The sequence below is a fragment of the Clostridium ljungdahlii genome, from assembly GCF_001636845.1.
Lineage (GTDB): Bacteria > Bacillota > Clostridia > Clostridiales > Clostridiaceae > Clostridium_B > Clostridium_B ljungdahlii_A.
Genome location: NZ_LITT01000004.1, coordinates 1 through 22,054, shown reverse-complemented (window position 1 = coordinate 22,054; position 22,054 = coordinate 1). Strand labels below are relative to the sequence as shown.

The following is a 22,054-nucleotide window of genomic DNA, read 5'->3' as shown; positions in this document are numbered from 1 at the left end:
AGAGGTGATACTATTGGAATATGAAGATGAGAAAGACTGCATTCAATATGCAAAAAAGTTAAAGCAGGTAGTTATAGGATGTAAAGATATTACTCTTGAAGAGTTTATAGCAATATCAAGATATAAGGCAAGAGTTATATTATCAGATGCTTTTAGAGAAAGAGTCACTAAATCAAGGGGACTGGTAGAGAAATTTTTAAAGGAGAAAAGAGTCATATATGGTTTAACTACAGGATTTGGTGATAACTGTGATAAGATTATTGAGCCTGAAGATGCAATTATTCTTCAGAAAAATATCTTAAGATCCCACGCTTGCTCAATAGGGGAAACATTAGAACCGGAGGGCGTTAGGGCAATTCTATTAATGATGATTTTGAATATGGGACAAGGTTATTCAGGAGTAAAACTGGATACTATTGAAACTATAGCTAGTATTCTAAATAGTAATATAGTCCCATTTGCGCCCTGTCATGGGTCAGTAGGATATCTTTCAGTAGAAGCACATATCAGCTTAGTTCTTATAGGTGAAGGTAAGGCTTTTTATAATGGTAAATTAATAGATGGTTATAAGGCATTACAATTGGAAGGAATAAAACCAGTTGAATTAGGTTGTAAGGAAGGACTTGCTTTGGTTTCGGGAACTACTTCGGTTACTGCCCTAGCTGCATTGGCCATATACGACGGAATAAAGGCTGCAAAAACTGCAGATATTATCGGAGCAATAAGTCTTGAGGCTTTAAGGGGAACTACAAGGGCATTTGATCCTAGACTACAGTCTGTAAGACCACATGAGGAACAGAACATGACAGCTAGAAATATTCTAAGGATACTTAAAGATAGTGAAATTGCTATAAAATATAAAGATTATAGACTTCAAGATGCACTTTCTTTGAGATGTATACCTCAGCTGCATGGAGCAGCTAAAAAAACTCTAAAAGATGCCGAAAAAACAATAATTATTGAAATGAATTCCTGCTGTGATAATCCTGTTATATATCCAATTAAAGATGATGGTATTGCACTTATGGGTTGTAATGCAGATGGATCATATGTTGGAATTGAAGCAGATTCCTCATGCATTGCTATGACAGGTATTGCAAAAATGTCGGAAAGAAGAATAGACAGGCTTGTAAATCATCATATCAGTGAACTGCCAGCATTTTTAATTGAGAAGACTGGACTTAATAACGGTTTTATGATTCCACAATATACGGCTGCAGGACTTTTAGGGGAGATGCGTATATTGTCAACACCAGCAACTATTGATAACACTCCAACATGTGCAAATCAAGAGGATTATGTGAGCATGGGCTACAATGCTTCAAGAAAGTTATATAAGTGTGTAGGATTATTGGAGAACATATTATCCATTGAGTTGTTAAATGCACTTCAAGCTGTTGAGTTTCTAAAACCATTAAAGATGTCTACGGCAACAAAATCGGTGTATGATTTGATTAGAAGAGTTGTTCCTAAGATAGAAGATGATCAGCATTTATATCCTTATATCGAGTATATAAATGATCAAATACATGAAGGCAATATTTTAGAACAAGTTGAAGATGTGGTAGGTGTTTTGGAAATTTAAAATATAGATTATATTATAATTATTTTTAGGGCATGAAAGTAAGTAGGAAACTTTCATGCCCTTATTATATTATAAGAAAAATGTTATAATCCAGAAAGTGATGTATATGAAAAGGCAGTATCAAATAGAATTATAAAAAAATCTCGTTTTAAAAGTTAATTTTATATATTATAATGAACTTTGTATAAGAATTGGATTTATGTTTTGAAAAACATGATGGGAAAATAAAACCAATTTAAAAACTTTTTGTAGGAGAAATTTAATGGAAAAAAATTTTAAAGCTATGGTAACTATTTTTATAGGATATTTTTTATTGTCGCTGTTTTCTAATACATTATCACCTTTTATAACAACTATAAAAAGTACATATAATGTATCATCATATGTCATTGCATTTATACCATCAGTAGTATACTGTGCCGCACTTATAACAAATATTGTAGGAGCAAAACTTATGCCGCGGCTGGGAATTAAAAATGGACTGTACCTGGGAATTGTATTTGAAATTTTAGCAAGTCTCACAATTTTATTTTCTAAATCATTTTACGTTATTCTAGTGGGATACTTTACGGCAGGATTGGCAACGGGTATGTCATGCTTGTACTTGAGTACGATGCTTTCACTTCTTCCGCAAAAGTATCAAAAATTTAGTTTTGCAAATGCATGCTTTGGATTAGGTGGAATTTTAATTTTGCCAATAGACAGATTCATATTAAAGATGGGTATAAAATTTAATTACACATATATTATTCACATAATACTTATATCTTTTTATATTATTCTTATATTAAAAATGGATAGAAGGACATTTTATAAAAGTAATTCTAAATGTAAGACTTCTTTTTCTATATTAAAAAATCCTATGATTTTATTACTTTGTATTGCGATATTCTTCTATGTTGGAGCGGAGATCTCAACTACAAATTGGACAGGAACTTTTCTTGAAAAATATTATGGAATTAATAAAATTGAAGTACCAAATATACTTTTAAGTTTTTGGATCTTGTTTACTATAGGAAGGAGTTTAGGAGATAAATTCTTAGAAAGAGTGGGACAACTTAGATTTCTTTCTATATCACCTTTGATATCAATTTTTGGAATTATTATTTTACTATTTGGAAAAAGTAAGATTCAAGCTTTAACAGGATTTGCAATTATAGGAATATCAATATCACTTATGTATCCTGCACTTCAAGGATATATTGTACAGCATGTTACTGGAAAAAATATACCTTCTGCATCTGCTGTTACTATGATTTTCAATAACTTGGGAGCTACATTTTTAACCTATATAATAGGTTTTGCAGGTGGTATAAAGATCACCTATGTATTTATAATACAAATATTGTTTTACATATACATAGTATTAATTTCTGTACACTATAGAATTTTTAAACCTGGTAAAGTTTAAATTTCGTAAAAAACATTGAATTTTAGATGATTTTTGCTATTCTATTAATAGAGATAAAAACACAGTTTTGGTTGGTAGTCCAAAACCTGGCTTGTACTTTATAAGTTAGCAGTAACCTGCCCTCCTGGGGTTGTCCATTCTCTAGATTTTTTATTTGTTAAACAGGAGGAATAGAAAATGACAGCTAATATTAAGCTAACAGTATTTTTTGAAGAGCCATTTTGGGTTGGTGTGTTTAAAAGGTGGGATTCTGATGCAGTATATCTTTCAAGGGTTGTATTTGGTGCTGAACCAAAAGATTATGAGATATACGACTTTGTACTAAAGAATTTTGATAATTTAAAGTTTAATAAACCACTAAATGTCAATGATGCTGATAAAAACATTGATAAAAAGATAAATCCTAAAAGACTTCAGAGAAAAATCAAAAAAGAAACCAAAGACAATGGTATAGGTACAAAGGCACAAATTGCCATGAAGCAGCAATATGAGGATTTTAAATTAAAAATAAAAAAGGTTTCAAGAGAAAAAAAGGAAGAAGAAAAAGAGAAGAGATTCAAATTAAGGCAGCAGAAAAAATTAATGAAGCACAGGGGACATTGACTAGGATTGTCCAGAATTTAATTTGTTTGGGGTGGCTTTTAAAATTATCTTATGGCTATTTTTGCTGAGATAGTATCTACGAAAGGGTTTGATTTTTTAAAACCCTTTTTTTATAAAAGTGATGGAAAGTAAGCTTGACATTATAAAAAAACAGTAATATTCTAATATTACAAAGTCACTTTCCATTGTGATTGGAGGCATTAATTTGAAAAACAGGCTTGAAGAAATTAGAAAACAACATGGCATCACACAAGAGGAGCTAGCACAAAAACTGGAGGTATCGAGACAAACAATTGGATCACTTGAAAATGGACGCTATAATCCATCTATATTGCTAGCTTTTAAGATTTCTAAATTTTTTAATGTGAGTATTGAAGAAATATTTATTTATGAGGAGAGTTCAGAAAATGAAAACTTTTAATTATGTATTTATTGTGGCAGTAGTTGTAATGTTAATTAGTTCAGCAATTGGTATGTTTTTTGTAGGTGGGTATACGTCTAAAACCATACCTTTAATTCTTATGGCAATGGTGGTAGCTTCAGTTACTAATGGTATATATCATAAATTCCTTGTGAAAGAAAAAGATAAAGATGAACGGAACATTGCCATTGAAAATAGAGCTAAGGCAAAAGCTTTTGATGTTATGGAAATAGTATTTGGCATTCTTGTAATTGCATATGTTTTTTTTAGATCTAGTTTATTTATAATTTTTCTTGCGATTGCAGCATATTTGGTTATTTTTGCAGTCTATATGGTATGTTTTTCTAAGTATCACAAGGAAATGTAAAAAGACTATTTAAGAAATGTAAAATGAGAATAGATTTGGTAAAACAAACTATTCTCATTAATTCAATTAACGCAAGCATAAAGAGCTTTTTAGCAGTATTTAATTTTATAAAGTAATTGTGCAGCCGCTATTTTGGACTACCTTAGAGGCAACTTGATTTCCAAATATGCAAGCTTCTTCTATTGTAAAACCAGATGCAATACCAGACATAAAGGCAGCAGTATGTGAGTCTCCAGCACCAATTGTATCAACTACATCTACTTTTTTAGAAGGTACTATATTAGTGCCCTGGGATGCACAATATAAAGTGCCATCTCCACCTAAAGTTGCAATAACAGGGTTATTTGTTATATCATATAATTTCTTAGCTGCTTTATAAATATCTTCTTCACCGGATAATAAAATGAGTTCCGTTTTATTTAACTCTAAAATAGTATTCATATTAAGCAATTTTTTTAAAACTTTTTTATTAATATACTTAACTCTAGGACCAGGATCAAATATTATGGAACAGCTTTCCTTTTTATTTTCAAGTGCTTTTAAAATAACATCCCCACTGCTGCCGCTTTCTTGAAATTGATATCCTGAAATATAAATATAATCATAATCTTTTATAGTGACTTTATTAAACCATTCATGTTTCCAGTTTGTTTCAATTCCTTGAATTGTGACAAAAGTTCTTTCACCATCGTTTTCAACAAAAGATAAGCACCAGCCATTATCCATACATTCATCTTCTGCAAACAACTTGCGATTATCTTTTAGAAGCTGTTTCTTTATTATATCAGCATGTATTCCAGTACCTATAGGTACAAATAAGTCATGATTAATGTTAAGATGATTTAATATTTTTGATATGTTGTATGCACAGCCGCCTACATTAGTTTCTTTTTGAATGCCTGTTATGTCTTCACCGCTTTTGGGTAAAGCATCTATTTTTATAAGCATATCAAGTATAGCTGAACCCAATATCATGATTTTTTTATTTGAATTCAATTTTTTAATTAGATCTTCACTTTTATTCATTTAATTCACCACCAGTACTTTCAGTATATACTGTTGATTTGCCACTTAGTACTCCAATGAAATAATAAACAGATCCGCTTACTACAAATGTTAAAAGTACATTTAAGCTATTACCTTTAAAAATACCTACAGCAAATGGCCCATTAAATATGAATGTATTTGAGAATAATAATCCTACAACAAAACCAATAAGCCAGCTTATAACTCCTCTATAATTTATAGGATTGAAATTCTTATCTTCAAGCAATTTCCTAGAATAACCATGTTTTTTTCTTATAAATAGATAATCTATGAAAAATACAGATGACCATGCAGCTAGAAGTTTACCAAGTATTCCTAGAAAACTTTCTAATGTTCCTTGAAAGTCTTGTGCTATGAATAAAATATATGATGGGAGTATAATTATTATAAGAGCCTGAAATATTACTACTGAAGTATTTTTAGCATGGATATTTATAGCATTCAAAAGAAGTTTTGAAGATTTCAAACCCAAGAAACATTGAGGTGTTAATCCACCTATGGCAGTTAAATAATATATAATTGCAATCCATCTAGGTAAAGCACCTCTTATTACTTGTGTTGGATTTGATGAATTAGCTAAATCAGGAACTGCAGTAGATAATAATAAACCTACACCCATTATAATTATTAATGGAACTGCACCACCTAAGGTTACAGAAGCAGCTACTGATCTTGATGAATTTTTAGGATTTTGATGGCAGCTATAATCAGCTGATGCACTTGACCAACTTATTCCCGTTCCTGCCATAACAAAAGCTACAGCTGGTAGAAAGTTGCCTATCCAGCTTCCACTTTTCATATTGAACAATAAATTCCAATTTGTTTTTGGAATAAGTATTGCAAGTATAATAAGAGTTAACGAACCAAATAAATAAGTGAAAATTGTTTGTATTTTAATCAGAGTTTCATGGCTGAAAAGTACAGAAATAAGTACTAATATTATGAAAATACCAAGGCTAATAGCAGTTAATATATTGGTTGATTTAAATCCAAGAGTTACAAATAAAGATACTGTAGTTAAAGTTCCTGTGCATACATTTATTGATAACCAACCCATATGGCCAACTAATGCAATTATTGATGGAATATAATTTCCCTTAAATCCAAAAGGTGCTCTTGATAGGATAAAAGTTATTGCTCCAGTTTCTTTTCCGGCTAGACTCATAATACCAACTAAAATAAACGACAGAGAACCTAGTATAGTTACTAGAATTGATTGAAAAAAACTTAACTTAAACCCTATGATTATAGCACCATAGACAAGACCTAGTATACCTATGTTTGCTGCACACCATAGAAAAAATAAATCTAAGGGTTTACCGTTCCTTTCTTCATGGGGTAAAAAAACTGAAGTTTCTTTTGATTCATTCATTTTTTAACACTCCTTTAAAATTTTTATTATTTTAACCTTTGTTCAAATATTTTTTCTGAATAGTAGTTAAAATCAACTTTGTTACTAGTGTTTATTAAGTTGATCCACTTTGTACTTATAGCTTCAACTCCAACTTTAGCTCCACAAATAGCAGTAGCCATAGCACCTATAGTATCTGTATCACCACCTAAATTTGCACACATTAAACTACATTTTTCAGGATTTTTTGTAAAATAAGCTATTGCCAGTGCTGAAGGAACTGCTTCACTTGTCAATGTCCCGCAGCCTATAATATCATATATTTTTTGCCCAAATTTTTCTTCATCATCTTTATATTTCATCGCTATATCAAGGGCAAGTTTTAGTCTTTCCGATAGAGAAGCAGAAAATGTTTCATACCCATAATGCTTAGCAATTTCAAAAACATCTAATGAATCTTCTATAATTGTATTCCAATCATTATCTTCCATAGCTGAACTTACAGCAGCTGCTATCATGGAAGCACCACTTATAGCAACATCAGTTTTATGGGTGACTTCACTTATTTTATATACATAATCTACAAGAGCTTCTTTATTATCACTTTTAAATAAACACCCCACAGGTGCAATTCTCATGGCAGCTCCATTAGTAAGTGCTTTAGAAGTATAAATTTCAGCATCTTCTCCATTTTGAATTGCATTTAAAGCAGCTTTAGAGCTTGGCCCAAGAATATTTTTGTCAAAGGCATTGGTCTTTATTGCCCAATTTATTAAATTTGAAGCAATTATTTTTTTATCCGGGATGAAGTTATTTTCCATTAATGAATCTAATATTACTAGTGCTTGGGCTGTATCGTCTGTAAATTCGCCTTTACTTAATCCTATTGCAGTTTCATTTTCAGATGGGCTATCTAGAAAATAGTCTATTTTGTCAAAGAAACTCTTTATTTTTCGTCTGCTCCAGAGTTCAGAGGGCATACCCATTGAATCACCTATTGCCATACCATATAAGGTACCAAGAATTTTGTTTTTCATAATTATCACTCCTATAGTCTTGAGAACGTTATCATAAACATTGATAACCAACAACAATAATAATAATATATATGCACATACGGTTATACGTACAAGTTAATTATAATCAACTTGTACGTATATGTCAATGCTAAAATTATTATACCAACTTATAAAAGTCAATACTGATTTATTCGTTTATATTTGTAACAATTTTCATTTTCATATTAGGACTGTATACAATTTCTAATTTTTCAATCTTTAAGTTATCCTCAGTATAAACAAATCCTGTAACTTTTATAAGAGGTATATCCTGCGTATATTTTAGTATTTCCTTAGTTTTCTTATCTCCTATTACGGAATTTAATTCGAGGGAAGCTGTCTTTGGAAATACTTTATATTCCTTTTTCATAACATGATATAATGACTCTTTCGAAAAGTCATGTTTATCTATATTTCTAAAAATTGATAAAGGTATTAAGGAAGAATCTATTGTAAGCCATGATATGCCAAGTTCCTTTTTTATTCCTCTTGCTCTTACCAGTTTAAAAAATTTTTCGTTATCTTTTACAATAATATTTTTTTCAAGTACTTTTGATACAGGAATTTCATATTTATTAATTGCATAATCTGTAAATCCTCCGAAATTCCACATATTATGCTTTATATCACAAAGATTTACAAATGTTCCTTTACCTTGAACTTGCTTTACTAAGCCTGCATTAGATAGGTTTGAAATAGCTTTCCTTATTGTTGTTCTAGTTACACAATACTTTTTCATAAGGTTAGATTCAGAAGGTATCATATCACCATTTTTATATTTGCCTGAAATAATATCTTGTTTAATTATGTTTTGTAATTGTACGTATTTAGGAATAGAATAGTTGTCTATCATTTATATTCTCCTTCATTTTAAGTAACTACATAAAGAGATTTCATAATATGTAGGGATTAATATATCATATAATAATTATATCAAATTTCATTCAAATAAAAAATATTTATGATGTACAATATAGTTGACCAATCAGCTATGAAATGCTATTTTATTTATTAATGGAGAGAGCGCAAGTGATATGAATAATAAGGCAGTAACTTTGATCAAACTAACTAATAACATATATAGATGTAGATAGTCTTATCTTGATAAAAAACTTGAAAAATTTAAAAAATGGAAAAGCATTTGCGAGAGGATGAGTGAAGATTGAAGAAAATTGAAAATGAAATGAATAAAAAAAAGTGGCTGATCTTGGTTACAGTTGTTTCTGCTACATTTATGTCAACACTTGATGGGAGCATTGTAAATGTAGCACTGCCAGATATGGCATCTAAATTAAATGTAGGAATGTCAGGTATTACATGGGTTGTCACCAGTTTTTTAATAACTGTTGCAGCAACTATTTTAATATTTGGAAGACTTGGGGACATGATAGGAAAGACAAAAGTTTTTAAATTTGGAGTTGTTCTTTTTACAATGGGTTCACTCCTATGTGGACTTACAAGCTCACTGCCATTACTTGTAACAGCAAGAGTTGTACAAGCAGTAGGAGCATCAGCTACGATGGCTACTAATCAGGGAATTATAACTCAAGTTTTCCCAGCTAATGAGAGGGGGAGGGCACTTGGAGTTTTAGGAACATTTGTGGCATTGGGTTCTATGGCAGGTCCCCCAATTGGTGGGATTATTGTTTCGGCTGTAAGCTGGGAATATATATTTTTAATAAACATACCTATAGGAATAATTGTATTTATACTTACATTAAAGATATTTCCTAAATTACATACCACCTCTGATGAAAAACTAGATATAAAAGGAGCTTTACTATTTATAGTAGCTACAGTCTCACTGTTTGGGGCATTGGGACAAGGTCAGGTAAAGGGCTATGACAATATATTTATAATTTCAGCTTTTGTAATTTCATTTATAACTTTTGTATTGTTTATCATAGTAGAACATAAAATAAGCATGCCGGTTTTACAATTGAGCATTTTTAAAAACAGTTTATTTTCAATAAGTATAATATGTGCTTTTATTTCATTTATTGCAATTAGTGCATCAAATATAATACTTCCCTTTTACTTTCAGGATACATTGAAATTTTCACCGGCAGCATCTGGAATGCTCATGATGGTATCTCCTATTGTTTTGTCTGTAGTGGCTCCTTTTAGTGGATATATGTCAGATAAAATTGGATCCGAAATACTTACCTTATTTGGACTTAGTTTTACAAGTTTGGGGTTGTTTTTCATATCTAGTTTAAATGAAAGGTCTTCTGTACTTTTGATTATAGCTTATATAGTAATTATGACTCTAGGAAATGGAATGTTTCAATCTCCTAATAATTCGCTGGTTATGTCTACTGTTAGCAGAGATAAGCTTGGAATAGCAGGAAGTGTAAATGCTCTTATTAGAAACTTAGGATTTGTTCTAGGCACATCTCTTTCCACTTTATTACTTTACAACAGAATGAGTCATAAAATCGGGTACAGAGTGGTGGATTACATAAAAGGCAGAGATGATGTTTTCATTTATGGCATGAGATCAGTATATATAAGCGCTGGTATTATGTGCTTATTTGGAGTTTTGATAACTGCATTAAGGTTTTACTATAGTAGAAAATTAAGGGGATTATATATGAAAGGGTGATTTAGTATGAGTTATAGAGTTTTGATTACAGAAAATATATACGAAGAAGGTAAGGATTACCTTAGAAGTCGAGGGTATGAGTTAAAAATGGCTTCTGATGTTTCCGAGGATGTTTTAGCAGAGGAAGTAAAAGACTGTGATGCAATATTAGTTAGGATGGCAAACATTACTGAAAAAATTATGAAATCCGGAACAAAGTTGAAAGTCATATCTAAATTTGGTGTTGGAGTGGATAATATAGATGTTAAAGCTGCATCAAGTCTTGGAATAAGAGTCACGAATTCTCCTGAATCCAATAAAAACAGTGTGGCTGAGTATACTATGGGACTTATATTGGCACTTGCTAAAAAGTTATTTATTTATGATAGGGAACTTAGAGATGGAAATTTTGAAATAAGAAAAAGTTTTGGAATGGATCTTGAAGGAAAAGTACTTGGAATTATAGGAGTTGGAAGTATAGGAAAACTTGTTGCTTCAAAGGCTTCAAAAGGATTTGGCATGAAAGTTATAGGATTCAAGCGAAATATAACTTCAAATCAAATAGATAATATAGAAGTTACTGAGGATTTAGATTATGTACTTAAAAATTCTGATTTTATAAGCTTGCATGTTCCACTTACGGAGAAAACAAAGGGTATGATAGGAAAAAGGGAGCTGTCTCTTATGAAATCTAGAGCTTTTCTTATAAATACGGCACGGGGAGAAGTGGTTGATGAAGATGCCTTGCTTGAAGCACTTTTGAAAAATAAAATTGCTGGAGCTGCCATTGATGTATTTAAAGGAGAAGAACCATCAAAAGATAATGCTCTTTTTAAGCTTGAAAATGTAATTGTAACGCCTCATACTGCAGCACATACAGAGGAAGCAGGTATAAGAATGTCTGTTCATCCAGCCATTGGTATAGATGAAGTATTAAGCGGCAGAGAGCCTTCCTGGCCGGTAAATTAGCATGATCTTTCTAGGGGTATTTACTTTACATAAACCTCTTTGGTACGGTTTTCTTTTAGAACAACGATACTATATGTTCAATGTTCAGCATAAGATTTGTAAAGCAGTTCAGATAAAGCAAAATTACTAGACAACTATATATAAATAAGAAGGAAACGGAGCAGCAAGGTAATTAATCTCCTGCTCCATAAATTATTTTAGGATACTTTTTCACTAGGCACATAAGATAGCAATGAAGCCGAATGTAATTAGTTATTGATTTATTGTTATATTGTCTACCAATACTAATGGAAGAGTAATTTTACCACCAATGGTAGAATTATAAGTGTAAAGTTCTTGAGATATATCTCTAATAGTAACATTGCCATTTTCTAATACTTTCGAAGCTGTTGTTGATGTACTTAAAGTGCTCGAAGTGTTTTTTGCACTGTCCCTGTGTTTCTAGAAGTTATACCCAATAAAATAAAAAACACTAGTACTTAAGTACATTTTTTCTATTTCTTTTTTCTACATTTCCCCACCTAATTACTATTCGTGGCTTAATCATACCTACAATAAGTGCTATAAAACACAATAATACCAATGATAACAGCAGCTATATAAACACCTGTCTAATTGACAAAACATCATTTAAGAAGTATATTTAATAGTGTAAATACACTAAAATAAAAAAAGGTGGCAACTATGGAGAGAAACATTTATGAGAAGAAACCATCACCTTGTAATTGTCTTAATATTAGAAGGGCTTCACAAGCAATGACTAAAGTTTACGATGAATTTCTTGCACCAAGTAACTTGAAGACAAGTCAGTTCGCATTACTTAGACATATAAACCAATTAGGACCAGTAAGTGTAAGTGACTTAGCTGTAGTCATAAGATTAGATAGAACTACCCTTGTGAGAAATCTTAAACCTTTAGAAAAAAGTGGCTTTGTAGAAGATATATCAACAGAAAGAGCTAGAAGTAGACAACTTAGATTAACAGATAAAGGAATTGAAACTTATAAACATTCAGAAGAACTTTGGGAAAAGGCACAAAGTTTTTTAGAAGAGTATCTTGGCAAAGGTAATATATCCACTTTTACGACATTACTTTCTAAAATTGAGGCTTTAGTGCCTTGAATTTTTTACCAGTTAACGTGTATATACACGTTAACTGGTATATACTTAAGTTTAAAGTTTTTAAATGGGATAAAAAAGTTAATTTTTAAACCAAACTGCATAACTGCAATTAACCAAGTGAAAGTAGCTTTTTCTTTACAGTTACTTTAATAATAGTAAATGTTGCCCATTATTTATTTTTTCAACATTACTAAAATTTTCTTTATATGAAAGCTAGGTTATTATGAAAACGGGAGGTTATTATGCAAAATTATAATAAAAACAATTATGATCTATGCTATGAAAATCTTTGTATAGAATTTGCTAAACATGATCCAGAAGAAATGGCTAATAAAAGCGGTGCTAAATATAATTTTGAAAAAAAGGAATTTACTTTAACTTATTTGAACAGAGAATATATAATTTCTTATCCACAGGGAAGAATTGTATTAAAAAATGATACACAAAGAAATTTATTTAGAGATAATGTAATGAAAAAAATATTGATAATTAGTTATTTCCACAGATGTACTAAAGCCACTCACCAAAATAAATGGGTACCATACAGAGAATTAGATGGAGCTGGTTTATATAATGTTTCAGGTGGTTTTACTACAAATAAATTATCACAATTCTTCGGGCATAAGGGGGATCTTTTCTTAAAAGCTGGACATATTCTTAGTGCAAAAAAGGTATCATATGGAGATATAGGTTTAAGAATTGATGTATTCCCGAACATTCCAATAATTCTAGTTTTATGGCTAGCAGATGATGAATTGGAGGCTAATTCTAATATGTTGTATGATCCTTCAGTGGTGAAAGAGCTACATCCAGAAGATGTGGCTTTGTTATCCTCTTTGCTAATTGATGAAGTGATTGAAATTGCTAAACAAATATCATAATAATTAAACTATAGTAGTATAAAAATGCTTAAATAATTTAACAATATGAAGTTAAAAAATAAATTTATTAAGTCAAATTTATAAAAGGTGGTAGTCAATATGAATACAATTGAACAAATGATTCAAAAAAAGGCTTACGAACTGGGCTACGAAAAATGTGGTATTATTCCGATTGGTTTGATGGATGGATATGCTAAAAAGTTTGAAGAACGTATTGAAAAAGTTCCAAAATCAAAGATGTTTTATCAAAATCAGCAGCGTTTAGTAAATACATTGGCAACATATCCATGGGCGAAGTCTGTAGTAGTACTTGCGGTACAATATGGAAAATACAAGATTCCAGAGGTAGTAAAGGGACACATAGGTAAGTCATATTTATTTGATATACGTGTTGATAAAAATACAAAAGAATATCAGAATAATCGAGCATTGGAAAAATATATGCAGGAACTTGGTTTAAAGGTAGAGACAAATCAAAAATTTGGAGTGGTTGGAATGCGCTGGACAGCTTTGCAAGCTGGAATTGGTATTGTTCGCAGAAATAACTTCTTATACACAGAGTCTGGTTCATGGGTTCATCTTGAAGCTTGGGTAACTGACAGAGAAATGGAGTTAAAGGAAACAAATGATGTTTTACAGTGTCCAAAGAACTGCAATCGCTGCATGGCATCCTGTCCTACAAAATCTCTTTCTGATCCCTATACTATGTCACCAACTGCATGTATTTCTTTTCTGACAACCTTTGGTGGGCGTAATTTGCCACAGGAACCATTAAGTAGAACATTTGGAAATTGCATTTATGGTTGTGATATTTGTCAGGACGTATGTCCTATGAACAAAGGAAAGTGGAAGGAAGAAGAAGAATTTCCTGGCCTTGCAGAATTATCTTCTGCATTAACTCCAGAGAATATTTTAAATATGGAAGAAGACTTTTATCGTAAGAAAGTCCAACCAAAATTTTTCTATTTATCATCAGAAGAACTTTGGAAATGGAAAGTAGATGTATTGTGCTATATGCGTAATAACTATAAGGAAACTTATAGACCACTTATTATAGATGCCTGCAATAATGAAAATTATAAAGTACGTGAAATGGCTTACTCAATTTGTAAGGAACTTTGTTTACAATAATTATTATTTTTTTTAAAAATTCTAACTTGACAAATGTGTTAGCACCTGTTATCATATTATATGTTAACCGCTAAAGTATAGAAATTAACAGCGGATACAGATATGCCGAAGTGGTGGAATTGGCAGACGCAACGGATTCAAAATCCGTCGTTGGTGACAACATGCGGGTTCGACTCCCGCCTCCGGCACCATGAATATCAACGAATGGCTGTATTACTTAGTTTAAAGACTATTTAATACAGCCATTTTTGTTAGTTTGCAACAATATTTGCAACAACTAGAATTAAATTTAGATGTAGTAAAAAGAGCCTTGTTAAAAGCTCTATGATAATTATTCAAACATATCATTAATCCTAGAGTATTCACTCATATTCTTATCTTTATTAATTTCAGCGTAAATCTTTATATTAGTTTTTATGTTTATTTATTTCCAAATTTCATCTGTAATTTCTTTTATAAAACGAGCCTTTTATTAAAAGATGTTATATAATATGATATTTTTGGTTATTCACATAGTTCAAAAAGCATTTCATAGCAGGTGTAAGTGGACGGTTCTTTTTGGTTATTAGACATACTTCCCATGTACAATCCGGAGTGCTAAATGGAATGGCTTTTACATCTGCTACATCCATGCCTATAAAGTGAACACCCACACCAATACCTTTGTTCAATCTACTAAAATTATGTATTAGAATTAATTCCATAGTTTCTAAGTAGATTTTTGGCTCAAAACCAGCTTCTCTACATTTTTTAATGAAATTATGCCTTAATTTAAAATTACTATTTAATAGTAAGAACTGTTCATTTTTTAATTGATGAAAATCTAGTTCATCATTTTGTGATAATGGATTATCTGTACTTACAAGAATACACATCTTATTCTTTAAAATAGTTTGAGAATCAAAAGATGTTTCATCAATTGGTGCAATGCTGAAGCCAATATCTTCATGTCCATTAAGTATAGCTTCTTCGCAGGGAATGTCTTGGTATTCAGTGATATTTAAAATAATATTTGGATGTAGTAATTTAAAGTTTTCAATATATTTGTCTGGAAGTGCACTAATAACACCAAAAGATATTGCTATATTTAAGACATGTTTTTCTTCTTTTCGAATTTGTTTAAAATCTTTAGCGATTGATTCCATCTGTAATATAATTTGAGTGGCATGTTTTTTAAAGCTTTCTCCATAAGGTGTTAGAACTACCCCGGATTGATTACGAATAAATAGAGAAGCACCTAAATCGTTTTCTAAATTTTTTATAGCTGAGCTTAAGGCTTGTTGAGAGATATAGAGATTTTTTGCTGATTTGGAGATAGATTTACAATTACAGATTTCTAAGAAATATTTAAAATATTGAATTTTCAATTATCTCATCCCCTTGTGAAATAACGACTCTATACGATTACAATTATATTACATTGAAATATAATTAGTCAATTTACTATAAGCACAGATATTTTTTGTTGATATACAATATAATTTTGATATGCATGGTGATATTTTAGAGTTAGAATTGTTATAAAATTAACAGGAGGCAATTGATATGAACATCACTAAATATCCACATGTATTTCAAACATTAAAATTTGGAAATACAACATTAAAGAATCGATTAGAATTTACACCAATGGTTAGTTGCTTATCTAATGCTGAAGGGGAAGTAACAGAAGAGGCTGTTGAATTTATTGGAATGCAAGCACGTTCAGGTGTATCGCAGGTAATAATTGGAGATACACAAGTAGACTGGGAGAGAGCTGTATGTTTTTATGGTGAATTAAATGTACATCATGATAAATATATGACAGGACTTTCATTGTTGGTGGAAGAGGCACACAGATATGGAGCGAAACTTTCTATTGAGTTAGCTCATGCTGGACGAGGTGGCGTTCCTTCTATGAATGTAAAACCAGGATTTGCACCTTCATATATACCAACGCCAGGTCGTATGCAAGATTTAAAAGTTATGGATCGTGCTGATATGGATCATGTTATTAATCAATTTAAAGATTGTGCAAGCAGGGTTAAACGTGCTGGTTTTGATGCTATTTTTATTCATAGTGGTCATAACAATTTATTAGGACAATTTTTATCACGTTCTAGTAATTTGCGTACAGATGAATATGGTGGCAGCATGGAAAATCGTATGCGTTTTCCATTAGAGATTATAAAAGGTATTAGAGAAGTAGTGGGACCTGATTTTCCATTAGAAATGCGTGTTAGTGGAGATGAGATGACAGGACATGATGGTATTCATATTGAAGAAACAATTGCTTATTTAAAAGAGGCACAAAAATATATCAATATGGCACATATTTCTTGTGGAAATGTGTTTGTTGAACCAGGTGTTAAATATTCTGTACCTTTATATCTGCAAGAACGTATGCAAAATGTAAAATATGCAGAAGCTGTTAAAAAAGCAATTGATATTCCAGTATCTGTAGTTGGAAATATCTTTACTTTAGAAGAGGCAGAAGAAATTATTGCATCAGGTAAGGCCGACGTTGTTGGTATGTGTCGTTCACTTATGGCAGATCCAGATTTGATTAAAAAATCCGTACGTGGTGAAAACGAAGATATTCGTCCTTGCTTACGATGTATGGATGGCTGTGGCAAAATATTCAATGGTTTTCCAGTACGTTGTGCAGTAAATCCAGTTGTAGGTCGTGAGTTTAAGTACAAGGACATTCAACCAACAAAAATTAGGAAAAAAGTAATGATAATTGGTGGAGGACCAGCAGGTATGCAGGCAACTCAAACATTAATTAAGAGAGGACATGATGTTACTTTATATGAGAAATCAAATCAATTGGGTGGTTTACTATTAGATGCAGGTGCAGTGTCCTTTAAAAATTTAATGAGAGATTATACTAAATGGAATGTAGATACGACTATGAAATCTGGAGCAAAAATTAAGCTTAACACTGAAGTGACTAAGGAATTAGTAGAGCAAGAGAAGCCAGATGCAGTCATTATTGCAACAGGTTCGACATATATTCGTCCTAATATTAAGGGAATCGATAAAGAAAATGTCAAAATGCTAAGAGATGTGGAAAATGGTAATGTGAATATTGGAAAAAATGTTATTATATGTGGTGGAGGCCTTTCTGGAATTGAAGGCGCTGTAGGACTTGCTAGAGAAGGAAAGGAAGTTACAGTAATTGATATGATTCCAGCAGAAAAATTCTGTGAAAGTATGTTTGGAATTACAAGAAAAGCATTATTTGATGAAGTAGAAGAAAGTAAAGTTAAATTAGTTGGAAGCAGTAAAATAATTGAATTCTTAGATAATGGTGTTGTTATAGAAGACCAAGAAGGCAATAGAAAAATTATCGAAGCGGATTCAATTGTTATTGCCTTAGGTTTGAAATCACAGAATAAATTAGCAGAAGAAATCATGCCCATTTTACCAGTAGACACATATATTGTCGGAGATGCTGATAGAGTAGGAACAGTACGTAAGGCAAACAAGAATGCATTTGATATAGCAGTAGAAATATAATTATATAACCAATTAAAAAATAAAAAGTTTATGTTGTACGGTTTCTAGTTTTAAATTAGAAACTGTATAGGGAATGGGTATAGATTTGTATAAAAACCAAATCTATACCCATTATTTTTGTATAATGGAATGGAAGATTTGGGACAATATTCTTAAATAAATTAGGAGGAGTTTCAGATGGTTTCAACAGACAGCTTAGAAAGTTTACGAAGACAAGAACAGTGTTTTCAAATGATGAAGCACTTAGAAAATCTCTTTACCTAGCTACTGAGAAAGTCATGGAAAAATGGACTTCTCCATCTCAAAATTGGGGGATGACATTAGCACAATTGACGATTGTGTTTAATGATAAACTAGGTGAAGAGATAATCTAAGATTTAGTTAAAATTTTTATATTTTTTCTTATTTTATTGCATAATTAAGTATATTATACAAACAATAAGAATGTAATATTAATCAGTATTAGTATTACTCAAATATAAAAAAATATAACTGAAAATCAAAATTTCCAGTTATATAAAACTAAATCAAATCTATTTTACACAAATCTGTCTATATTCTCCATAACCATGGATTTGTATTCTCATGCACTTAAGGATATGAATAAAGAGGCAGCGGATAAGTTGAATAATGTTATATATAAATAGTTAGAAACCAGTACCCCTATGGTAAGTACTGGTTCTCTAATAAAATCACTAATCTATAGGTTCTATTCCTTATTAATATCTTCAATATATTTAACAAGTTCACCTATTCTTGTATTTGGATTACTTTCAACTATATTTTTTATATTTAATTCAGGTGGAGCTTTAGAATAATCAATTAAAGTTTTTCCTAAATCTTTATGGTGCTTGTTCAACCTAAAAGAATTTTCAATTGCTTGATTTGTATGATCTACAATAATATTGTACACACTTTTATTTTTTTCGTAATCTTTAAGTGGAGTTTCTTTCTCAAGTTTTATCTTCAAAGCATCATAACTTTTTAAATTGGCAATAGTATAAGTATAATGAAGCAGATACCAAAGTTCAAAACATGGATTTGATAGTCCTAAATGTATAAATACTTTTTTTCCTTTTGCATACCTTTTAACTTTTATATAGGCTTTTTCTAATTCTTCTGCTCTTTTGCTTGTTGGATCTGCAGTATTATAATCTATATCTACATCAATTAAACACCATACTCTATCACCATCATCTTCGCTAATATCATACTTGTTTTCTATAAATTCTATGGCCTTATCAACAAGATGGGATGGATCAGTTTTTCTACTTTTATTTTTCCCCACAGATTTACTATCTGCAACTTTTACATCTACATTAACATACTTGAGATTAAATTCTTTAAAATAATTTACTTCAGTATCTTTACCTTCACATATTATTAGAATTGTAGGTCTAATTTTACGCTTTTTCCTCTTGTCCCTTGATAATTCTACAATTTTTCTTTTTACTGCCATTGTAAGCCACCTTTCAGATATGGAATAGCTCCATATTTTCCTTGTAAGTATCCTTTTTCAATTGCAGCATCTTTTCTAACTGGAAAATCATCTAGTGAATATAAATCTGTACTATTGTCTTCTTTCTTTTCAGTAAACCATATTTGATCTCTTCTGAAAATTTCCTGATCTAAAAGGTTAGTATCATGAGTTGAAAAAATAAGTTGAGCATTTTTTTTGTTTATTTCTTTATCGTGAAATAGCTCTACTAAAAATCTTGTTAGTTTAGAGTGTAATCTTATATCAAGTTCATCTACAACAAGCGTTGCTCCGGTATCTAATACTTCAAACCACGCACCAAGGAGTCCAAAAAGTTTCTTAGTTCCATCTGATTCCTCATCCAAATCAAATTCTACTAGTTCTTCTGAGTTATTCATTTTATGAAGCGTACTAATGTTAGAAAGTTTATTTGAACTACCCAAAAGTTTGGATTTTGCATCTTTATTTAAATATTTTAATATTGGATCATCCTTTACATCCACTTCAATTTCTGTAAATTTTATATCTTCAATATCACTAACTACGGTTTTTAATAAGGATTTAACCCTCTTATTAATAGATTCATTTGATTTCATTAAATCCATTGTTAATTCTTGTAGATCACTGTGATGAATAAGAACAATTAAATTGTCATTAAGCCACTTAAATGGTATTTGAGTTTTATCATATTCCCATAAGCTTGCAACTGCAATAAAAAGTTTATTTGGTGAATTAAATTTATCTTTTATTGCAGTTTGTTTTTCTATATCATTAGTAAACTTATAATTATTAGTATTTTCTCTTTCAAAAATTATTGTCTGTCTTCCATTTGGATAATAGTAAAGATACTCATCAATAACTTTTTCAGATGTAGCTGAAAAACCATAGGCATACTTTATACCTTCTGTCTTAAATATAATATCAAACTTACTTGGACTGTCAAGGCACGGTCTATCAAGTTTAAATGGTTCAACTTCAATTTTTTTACCTTGCTGCATTTCATGTGATTTTCCTAAAAAATCAGTTAAAAAACTTATAGCCTTTAACACATTTGTTTTTCCAGATGCATTAGCTCCATATAGTACTGCTGTTTTCAAAACATTTAAATCTTTATTTGCATTTTTTATAATATTGTCTTCATGAGAGTTATCTTTTGAAGCCACCATACTGAGAGTTACTCTATCCTTTATAGAGAGGAAATTCTGAGCACTAAATTCTATTAACATATTATTATCCTCCAATATTTTCTTTCACCTGTTTGGTATGTCCTTTATATAATACTATGTATAATTATATTATATCCATAAATATGTGACAAAACCACAAAATTTAGAAATAAAGCATTGTAGTATATAGATTTGTTTTATAAATCTATATACAAGCTGTTGTATGAACACTATATTTATATTAAAATAAATTCTTGATTTTTAATGCTTTAAATAAATATGTTGATTATAAGTCACAATAAGTCGACTTTGATTTTAAATAATTCCTATTCCATTTTTCTCTAAAAGATATATTCTCTAAAAAAAATAAAAACCCTTTAATAAATAAAGAAATAATAATATGGAGCATATTACGATGGCAAAACAGTTATTTTGGCATTTAATGAATTTATTAAAGATAAAGTTAATTTATATCAAGACAGGGAATAGGGGAGAGTGGACAGTAGATAGAATTTACTAATTTTCATGAATATGAAGATAGCTAAGGTGGATATTATCTCTTTCCTATGTTTACTTTTACTTGTAAACAAATTAAGGATAACAACAAATCAATTAATCTCTAGAACGATGATAGTGAACTTCGTAAGTCAACGCACCTACAGGAGCCTTAAACGGTCCATGTTTCATTCCTGGTGGTCTAACTGCAACCATTCCTTTAGTAAATACTTGGTCATGGCAAATTAAACCACCTTCAATAATATAAACTTCTTCCCAACACTCATGAGTTAGAATATTGGTTGTCTCTGTTCCTGGGGCAAATTTTAAAAGTCTAGTAAATTCATTTGTTTTTTTATCCTCAGCAATTATTAATTCCAATACTCCCTCTGGATAACCTTCTGGCCGATGCCAGCTTAAAGTATTAGGATTAAAAAACTCTTTTTCTTCTTTCGGCATAATATTCACTCCTTTTTGTATCTCAAACAGATAATCATAAATTTACTATTCTATATTAATTATATGATAATAGAATAGGTAAGGCTTTGAAGTAATCTTTGCCTTTTCCCCTCCTCCACACCGTACATGAGAGTTTCCAACTCATACGGCGTTCCATCAATATTTATTTATATATTTATATTATACAATTTCCAACTTTTGAGCGAAGTTTATTGAGCCTTTCCAAGCATACTTCATCTAAGTTTAATACAATTTTGTATTTTTCTATAATTTCTATTGCTACAGCGTGGATTAATTTAGGTTCAACCACTACTTTTGTGAATAATTAAAAATACCATTAATTGCATTACCAATGTACTGGCAAAAAAATTGAAAAGCATCCGATATCTCCTTTATGATTATCTTGCAGAAAAAATCAAAATAAGG

19 protein-coding genes, 1 tRNA gene and 1 pseudogene are annotated in these 22,054 nt (G+C 30.7%); 13 read left to right on the top strand and 8 right to left on the bottom strand.

Going from position 1 to position 22,054, the window contains the following annotated elements:
- Positions 1 to 13 precede the first annotated feature (13 nt).
- The 5 genes from WY13_RS02005 to WY13_RS01985 all read left to right on the top strand — a co-directional run bounded on the left by WY13_RS02005 (position 14) and on the right by WY13_RS01985 (position 4,387).
- Positions 14 to 1,585 carry an HAL/PAL/TAL family ammonia-lyase gene (locus WY13_RS02005; RefSeq protein WP_192844973.1) on the top strand — a complete coding sequence of 524 codons (1,572 nt, stop codon included), beginning with the start codon at positions 14 to 16 and terminating at the stop codon, positions 1,583 to 1,585.
- A 262-nt stretch (positions 1,586 to 1,847) separates the two neighbouring features.
- Positions 1,848 to 2,996 (top strand): MFS transporter, encoded by a 1,149-nt coding sequence (locus tag WY13_RS02000; protein WP_063554047.1) that lies wholly within the window; start codon positions 1,848 to 1,850, stop codon positions 2,994 to 2,996.
- 177 nt (positions 2,997 to 3,173) lie between these two features.
- Complete coding sequence (locus WY13_RS01995; protein ID WP_063554046.1) at positions 3,174 to 3,599, top strand: YjdF family protein; 426 nt, start codon at positions 3,174 to 3,176, stop codon at positions 3,597 to 3,599.
- 205 nt (positions 3,600 to 3,804) lie between these two features.
- Positions 3,805 to 4,020 (top strand): helix-turn-helix transcriptional regulator, encoded by a 216-nt coding sequence (locus WY13_RS01990; RefSeq protein ID WP_063554045.1) that lies wholly within the window; start codon positions 3,805 to 3,807, stop codon positions 4,018 to 4,020.
- Positions 4,007 to 4,387, top strand: a complete 381-nt coding sequence (locus tag WY13_RS01985) for a hypothetical protein (protein ID WP_242866303.1) — start codon at positions 4,007 to 4,009, stop codon at positions 4,385 to 4,387. Before WY13_RS01990 ends, WY13_RS01985 begins: the two co-directional genes overlap by 14 nt.
- Before the next feature lie 105 nt (positions 4,388 to 4,492).
- Here WY13_RS01985 and WY13_RS01980 read toward each other — a convergent pair whose 3' ends face one another.
- The 4 genes from WY13_RS01980 to WY13_RS01965 all read right to left on the bottom strand — a co-directional run bounded on the left by WY13_RS01980 (position 4,493) and on the right by WY13_RS01965 (position 8,696).
- Complete coding sequence (locus tag WY13_RS01980; protein WP_063554044.1) at positions 4,493 to 5,413, bottom strand: PfkB family carbohydrate kinase; 921 nt, start codon at positions 5,411 to 5,413, stop codon at positions 4,493 to 4,495.
- The gene (locus WY13_RS01975) at positions 5,406 to 6,806 is read right to left on the bottom strand and encodes a purine-cytosine permease family protein (RefSeq protein WP_063554043.1); all 1,401 of its coding nucleotides are present in this window, start codon (positions 6,804 to 6,806) and stop codon (positions 5,406 to 5,408) included. Before WY13_RS01975 ends, WY13_RS01980 begins: the two co-directional genes overlap by 8 nt.
- 26 nt (positions 6,807 to 6,832) lie before the next feature.
- Positions 6,833 to 7,822: an ADP-ribosylglycohydrolase family protein gene (locus WY13_RS01970; RefSeq protein WP_063554042.1), complete on the bottom strand. Its 990-nt coding sequence runs from the start codon at positions 7,820 to 7,822 to the stop codon at positions 6,833 to 6,835.
- A gap of 169 nt (positions 7,823 to 7,991) precedes the next feature.
- Positions 7,992 to 8,696 (bottom strand): GntR family transcriptional regulator, encoded by a 705-nt coding sequence (locus WY13_RS01965; RefSeq protein WP_063554041.1) that lies wholly within the window; start codon positions 8,694 to 8,696, stop codon positions 7,992 to 7,994.
- Between the two features lie 309 nt (positions 8,697 to 9,005).
- On the opposite strand from WY13_RS01965, the gene WY13_RS01960 reads away from it, so the two are divergent.
- From WY13_RS01960 to WY13_RS01935, 6 genes are all read left to right on the top strand, one after another.
- Positions 9,006 to 10,448 carry an MFS transporter gene (locus WY13_RS01960; protein WP_063554040.1) on the top strand — a complete coding sequence of 481 codons (1,443 nt, stop codon included), beginning with the start codon at positions 9,006 to 9,008 and terminating at the stop codon, positions 10,446 to 10,448.
- A gap of 6 nt (positions 10,449 to 10,454) precedes the next feature.
- Positions 10,455 to 11,396, top strand: a complete 942-nt coding sequence (locus WY13_RS01955; RefSeq protein ID WP_063554039.1) for a hydroxyacid dehydrogenase — start codon at positions 10,455 to 10,457, stop codon at positions 11,394 to 11,396.
- A 684-nt stretch (positions 11,397 to 12,080) separates the two neighbouring features.
- Positions 12,081 to 12,518: a MarR family winged helix-turn-helix transcriptional regulator gene (locus WY13_RS01950; RefSeq protein ID WP_063554038.1), complete on the top strand. Its 438-nt coding sequence runs from the start codon at positions 12,081 to 12,083 to the stop codon at positions 12,516 to 12,518.
- A gap of 242 nt (positions 12,519 to 12,760) precedes the next feature.
- Positions 12,761 to 13,399 carry a DUF3786 domain-containing protein gene (locus WY13_RS01945; RefSeq protein ID WP_063554037.1) on the top strand — a complete coding sequence of 213 codons (639 nt, stop codon included), beginning with the start codon at positions 12,761 to 12,763 and terminating at the stop codon, positions 13,397 to 13,399.
- A 99-nt stretch (positions 13,400 to 13,498) separates the two neighbouring features.
- Positions 13,499 to 14,530, top strand: a complete 1,032-nt coding sequence (locus WY13_RS01940) for an epoxyqueuosine reductase (RefSeq protein WP_063554036.1) — start codon at positions 13,499 to 13,501, stop codon at positions 14,528 to 14,530.
- 104 nt (positions 14,531 to 14,634) lie between these two features.
- Positions 14,635 to 14,721 (top strand) — tRNA-Leu (locus tag WY13_RS01935).
- A gap of 291 nt (positions 14,722 to 15,012) precedes the next feature.
- Here the strand turns inward: WY13_RS01935 and WY13_RS01930 are convergent.
- Positions 15,013 to 15,897: a LysR family transcriptional regulator gene (locus WY13_RS01930; RefSeq protein ID WP_063554035.1), complete on the bottom strand. Its 885-nt coding sequence runs from the start codon at positions 15,895 to 15,897 to the stop codon at positions 15,013 to 15,015.
- 178 nt (positions 15,898 to 16,075) lie between these two features.
- Between WY13_RS01930 and WY13_RS01925 the strand changes: the two genes are divergently transcribed.
- Positions 16,076 to 18,031, top strand: a complete 1,956-nt coding sequence (locus WY13_RS01925) for an FAD-dependent oxidoreductase (RefSeq protein WP_063554034.1) — start codon at positions 16,076 to 16,078, stop codon at positions 18,029 to 18,031.
- A 176-nt stretch (positions 18,032 to 18,207) separates the two neighbouring features.
- A pseudogene (locus WY13_RS20285) lies at positions 18,208 to 18,405 on the top strand (IS256 family transposase); the annotation flags it as partial.
- A 335-nt stretch (positions 18,406 to 18,740) separates the two neighbouring features.
- Here the strand turns inward: WY13_RS20285 and WY13_RS01920 are convergent.
- The 3 genes from WY13_RS01920 to WY13_RS01910 form a co-directional block, all read right to left on the bottom strand.
- Positions 18,741 to 19,490, bottom strand: a complete 750-nt coding sequence (locus WY13_RS01920; protein WP_063554033.1) for an RloB family protein — start codon at positions 19,488 to 19,490, stop codon at positions 18,741 to 18,743.
- Positions 19,481 to 20,734, bottom strand: coding sequence for an AAA family ATPase (locus WY13_RS01915; protein ID WP_063554032.1), 1,254 nt, complete (start codon positions 20,732 to 20,734; stop codon positions 19,481 to 19,483). Before WY13_RS01915 ends, WY13_RS01920 begins: the two co-directional genes overlap by 10 nt.
- Before the next feature lie 552 nt (positions 20,735 to 21,286).
- Complete coding sequence (locus WY13_RS01910; RefSeq protein ID WP_063554031.1) at positions 21,287 to 21,628, bottom strand: cupin domain-containing protein; 342 nt, start codon at positions 21,626 to 21,628, stop codon at positions 21,287 to 21,289.
- Positions 21,629 to 22,054 lie beyond the last annotated feature (426 nt).

Bases quoted from the DNA above. Each gene is read 5' to 3' on its own strand.
- WY13_RS01995 (WP_063554046.1), top strand. From the start codon at position 3,174: ATGACAGCTAATATTAAGCTAACAGTATTTTTTGAAGAGCCATTTTGG.
- WY13_RS01910 (WP_063554031.1), bottom strand. From the start codon at position 21,628: ATGCCGAAAGAAGAAAAAGAGTTTTTTAATCCTAATACTTTAAGCTGG.
- WY13_RS01955 (WP_063554039.1), top strand. From the start codon at position 10,455: ATGAGTTATAGAGTTTTGATTACAGAAAATATATACGAAGAAGGTAAG.
- WY13_RS01980 (WP_063554044.1), bottom strand. From the start codon at position 5,413: ATGAATAAAAGTGAAGATCTAATTAAAAAATTGAATTCAAATAAAAAA.
- WY13_RS01975 (WP_063554043.1), bottom strand. From the start codon at position 6,806: ATGAATGAATCAAAAGAAACTTCAGTTTTTTTACCCCATGAAGAAAGG.
- WY13_RS01920 (WP_063554033.1), bottom strand. From the start codon at position 19,490: ATGGCAGTAAAAAGAAAAATTGTAGAATTATCAAGGGACAAGAGGAAA.
- WY13_RS01970 (WP_063554042.1), bottom strand. From the start codon at position 7,822: ATGAAAAACAAAATTCTTGGTACCTTATATGGTATGGCAATAGGTGAT.
- WY13_RS01925 (WP_063554034.1), top strand. From the start codon at position 16,076: ATGAACATCACTAAATATCCACATGTATTTCAAACATTAAAATTTGGA.
- WY13_RS01950 (WP_063554038.1), top strand. From the start codon at position 12,081: ATGGAGAGAAACATTTATGAGAAGAAACCATCACCTTGTAATTGTCTT.
- WY13_RS01965 (WP_063554041.1), bottom strand. From the start codon at position 8,696: ATGATAGACAACTATTCTATTCCTAAATACGTACAATTACAAAACATA.
- WY13_RS01915 (WP_063554032.1), bottom strand. From the start codon at position 20,734: ATGTTAATAGAATTTAGTGCTCAGAATTTCCTCTCTATAAAGGATAGA.
- WY13_RS01985 (WP_242866303.1), top strand. From the start codon at position 4,007: ATGAAAACTTTTAATTATGTATTTATTGTGGCAGTAGTTGTAATGTTA.
- WY13_RS01940 (WP_063554036.1), top strand. From the start codon at position 13,499: ATGAATACAATTGAACAAATGATTCAAAAAAAGGCTTACGAACTGGGC.
- WY13_RS02000 (WP_063554047.1), top strand. From the start codon at position 1,848: ATGGAAAAAAATTTTAAAGCTATGGTAACTATTTTTATAGGATATTTT.
- WY13_RS01945 (WP_063554037.1), top strand. From the start codon at position 12,761: ATGCAAAATTATAATAAAAACAATTATGATCTATGCTATGAAAATCTT.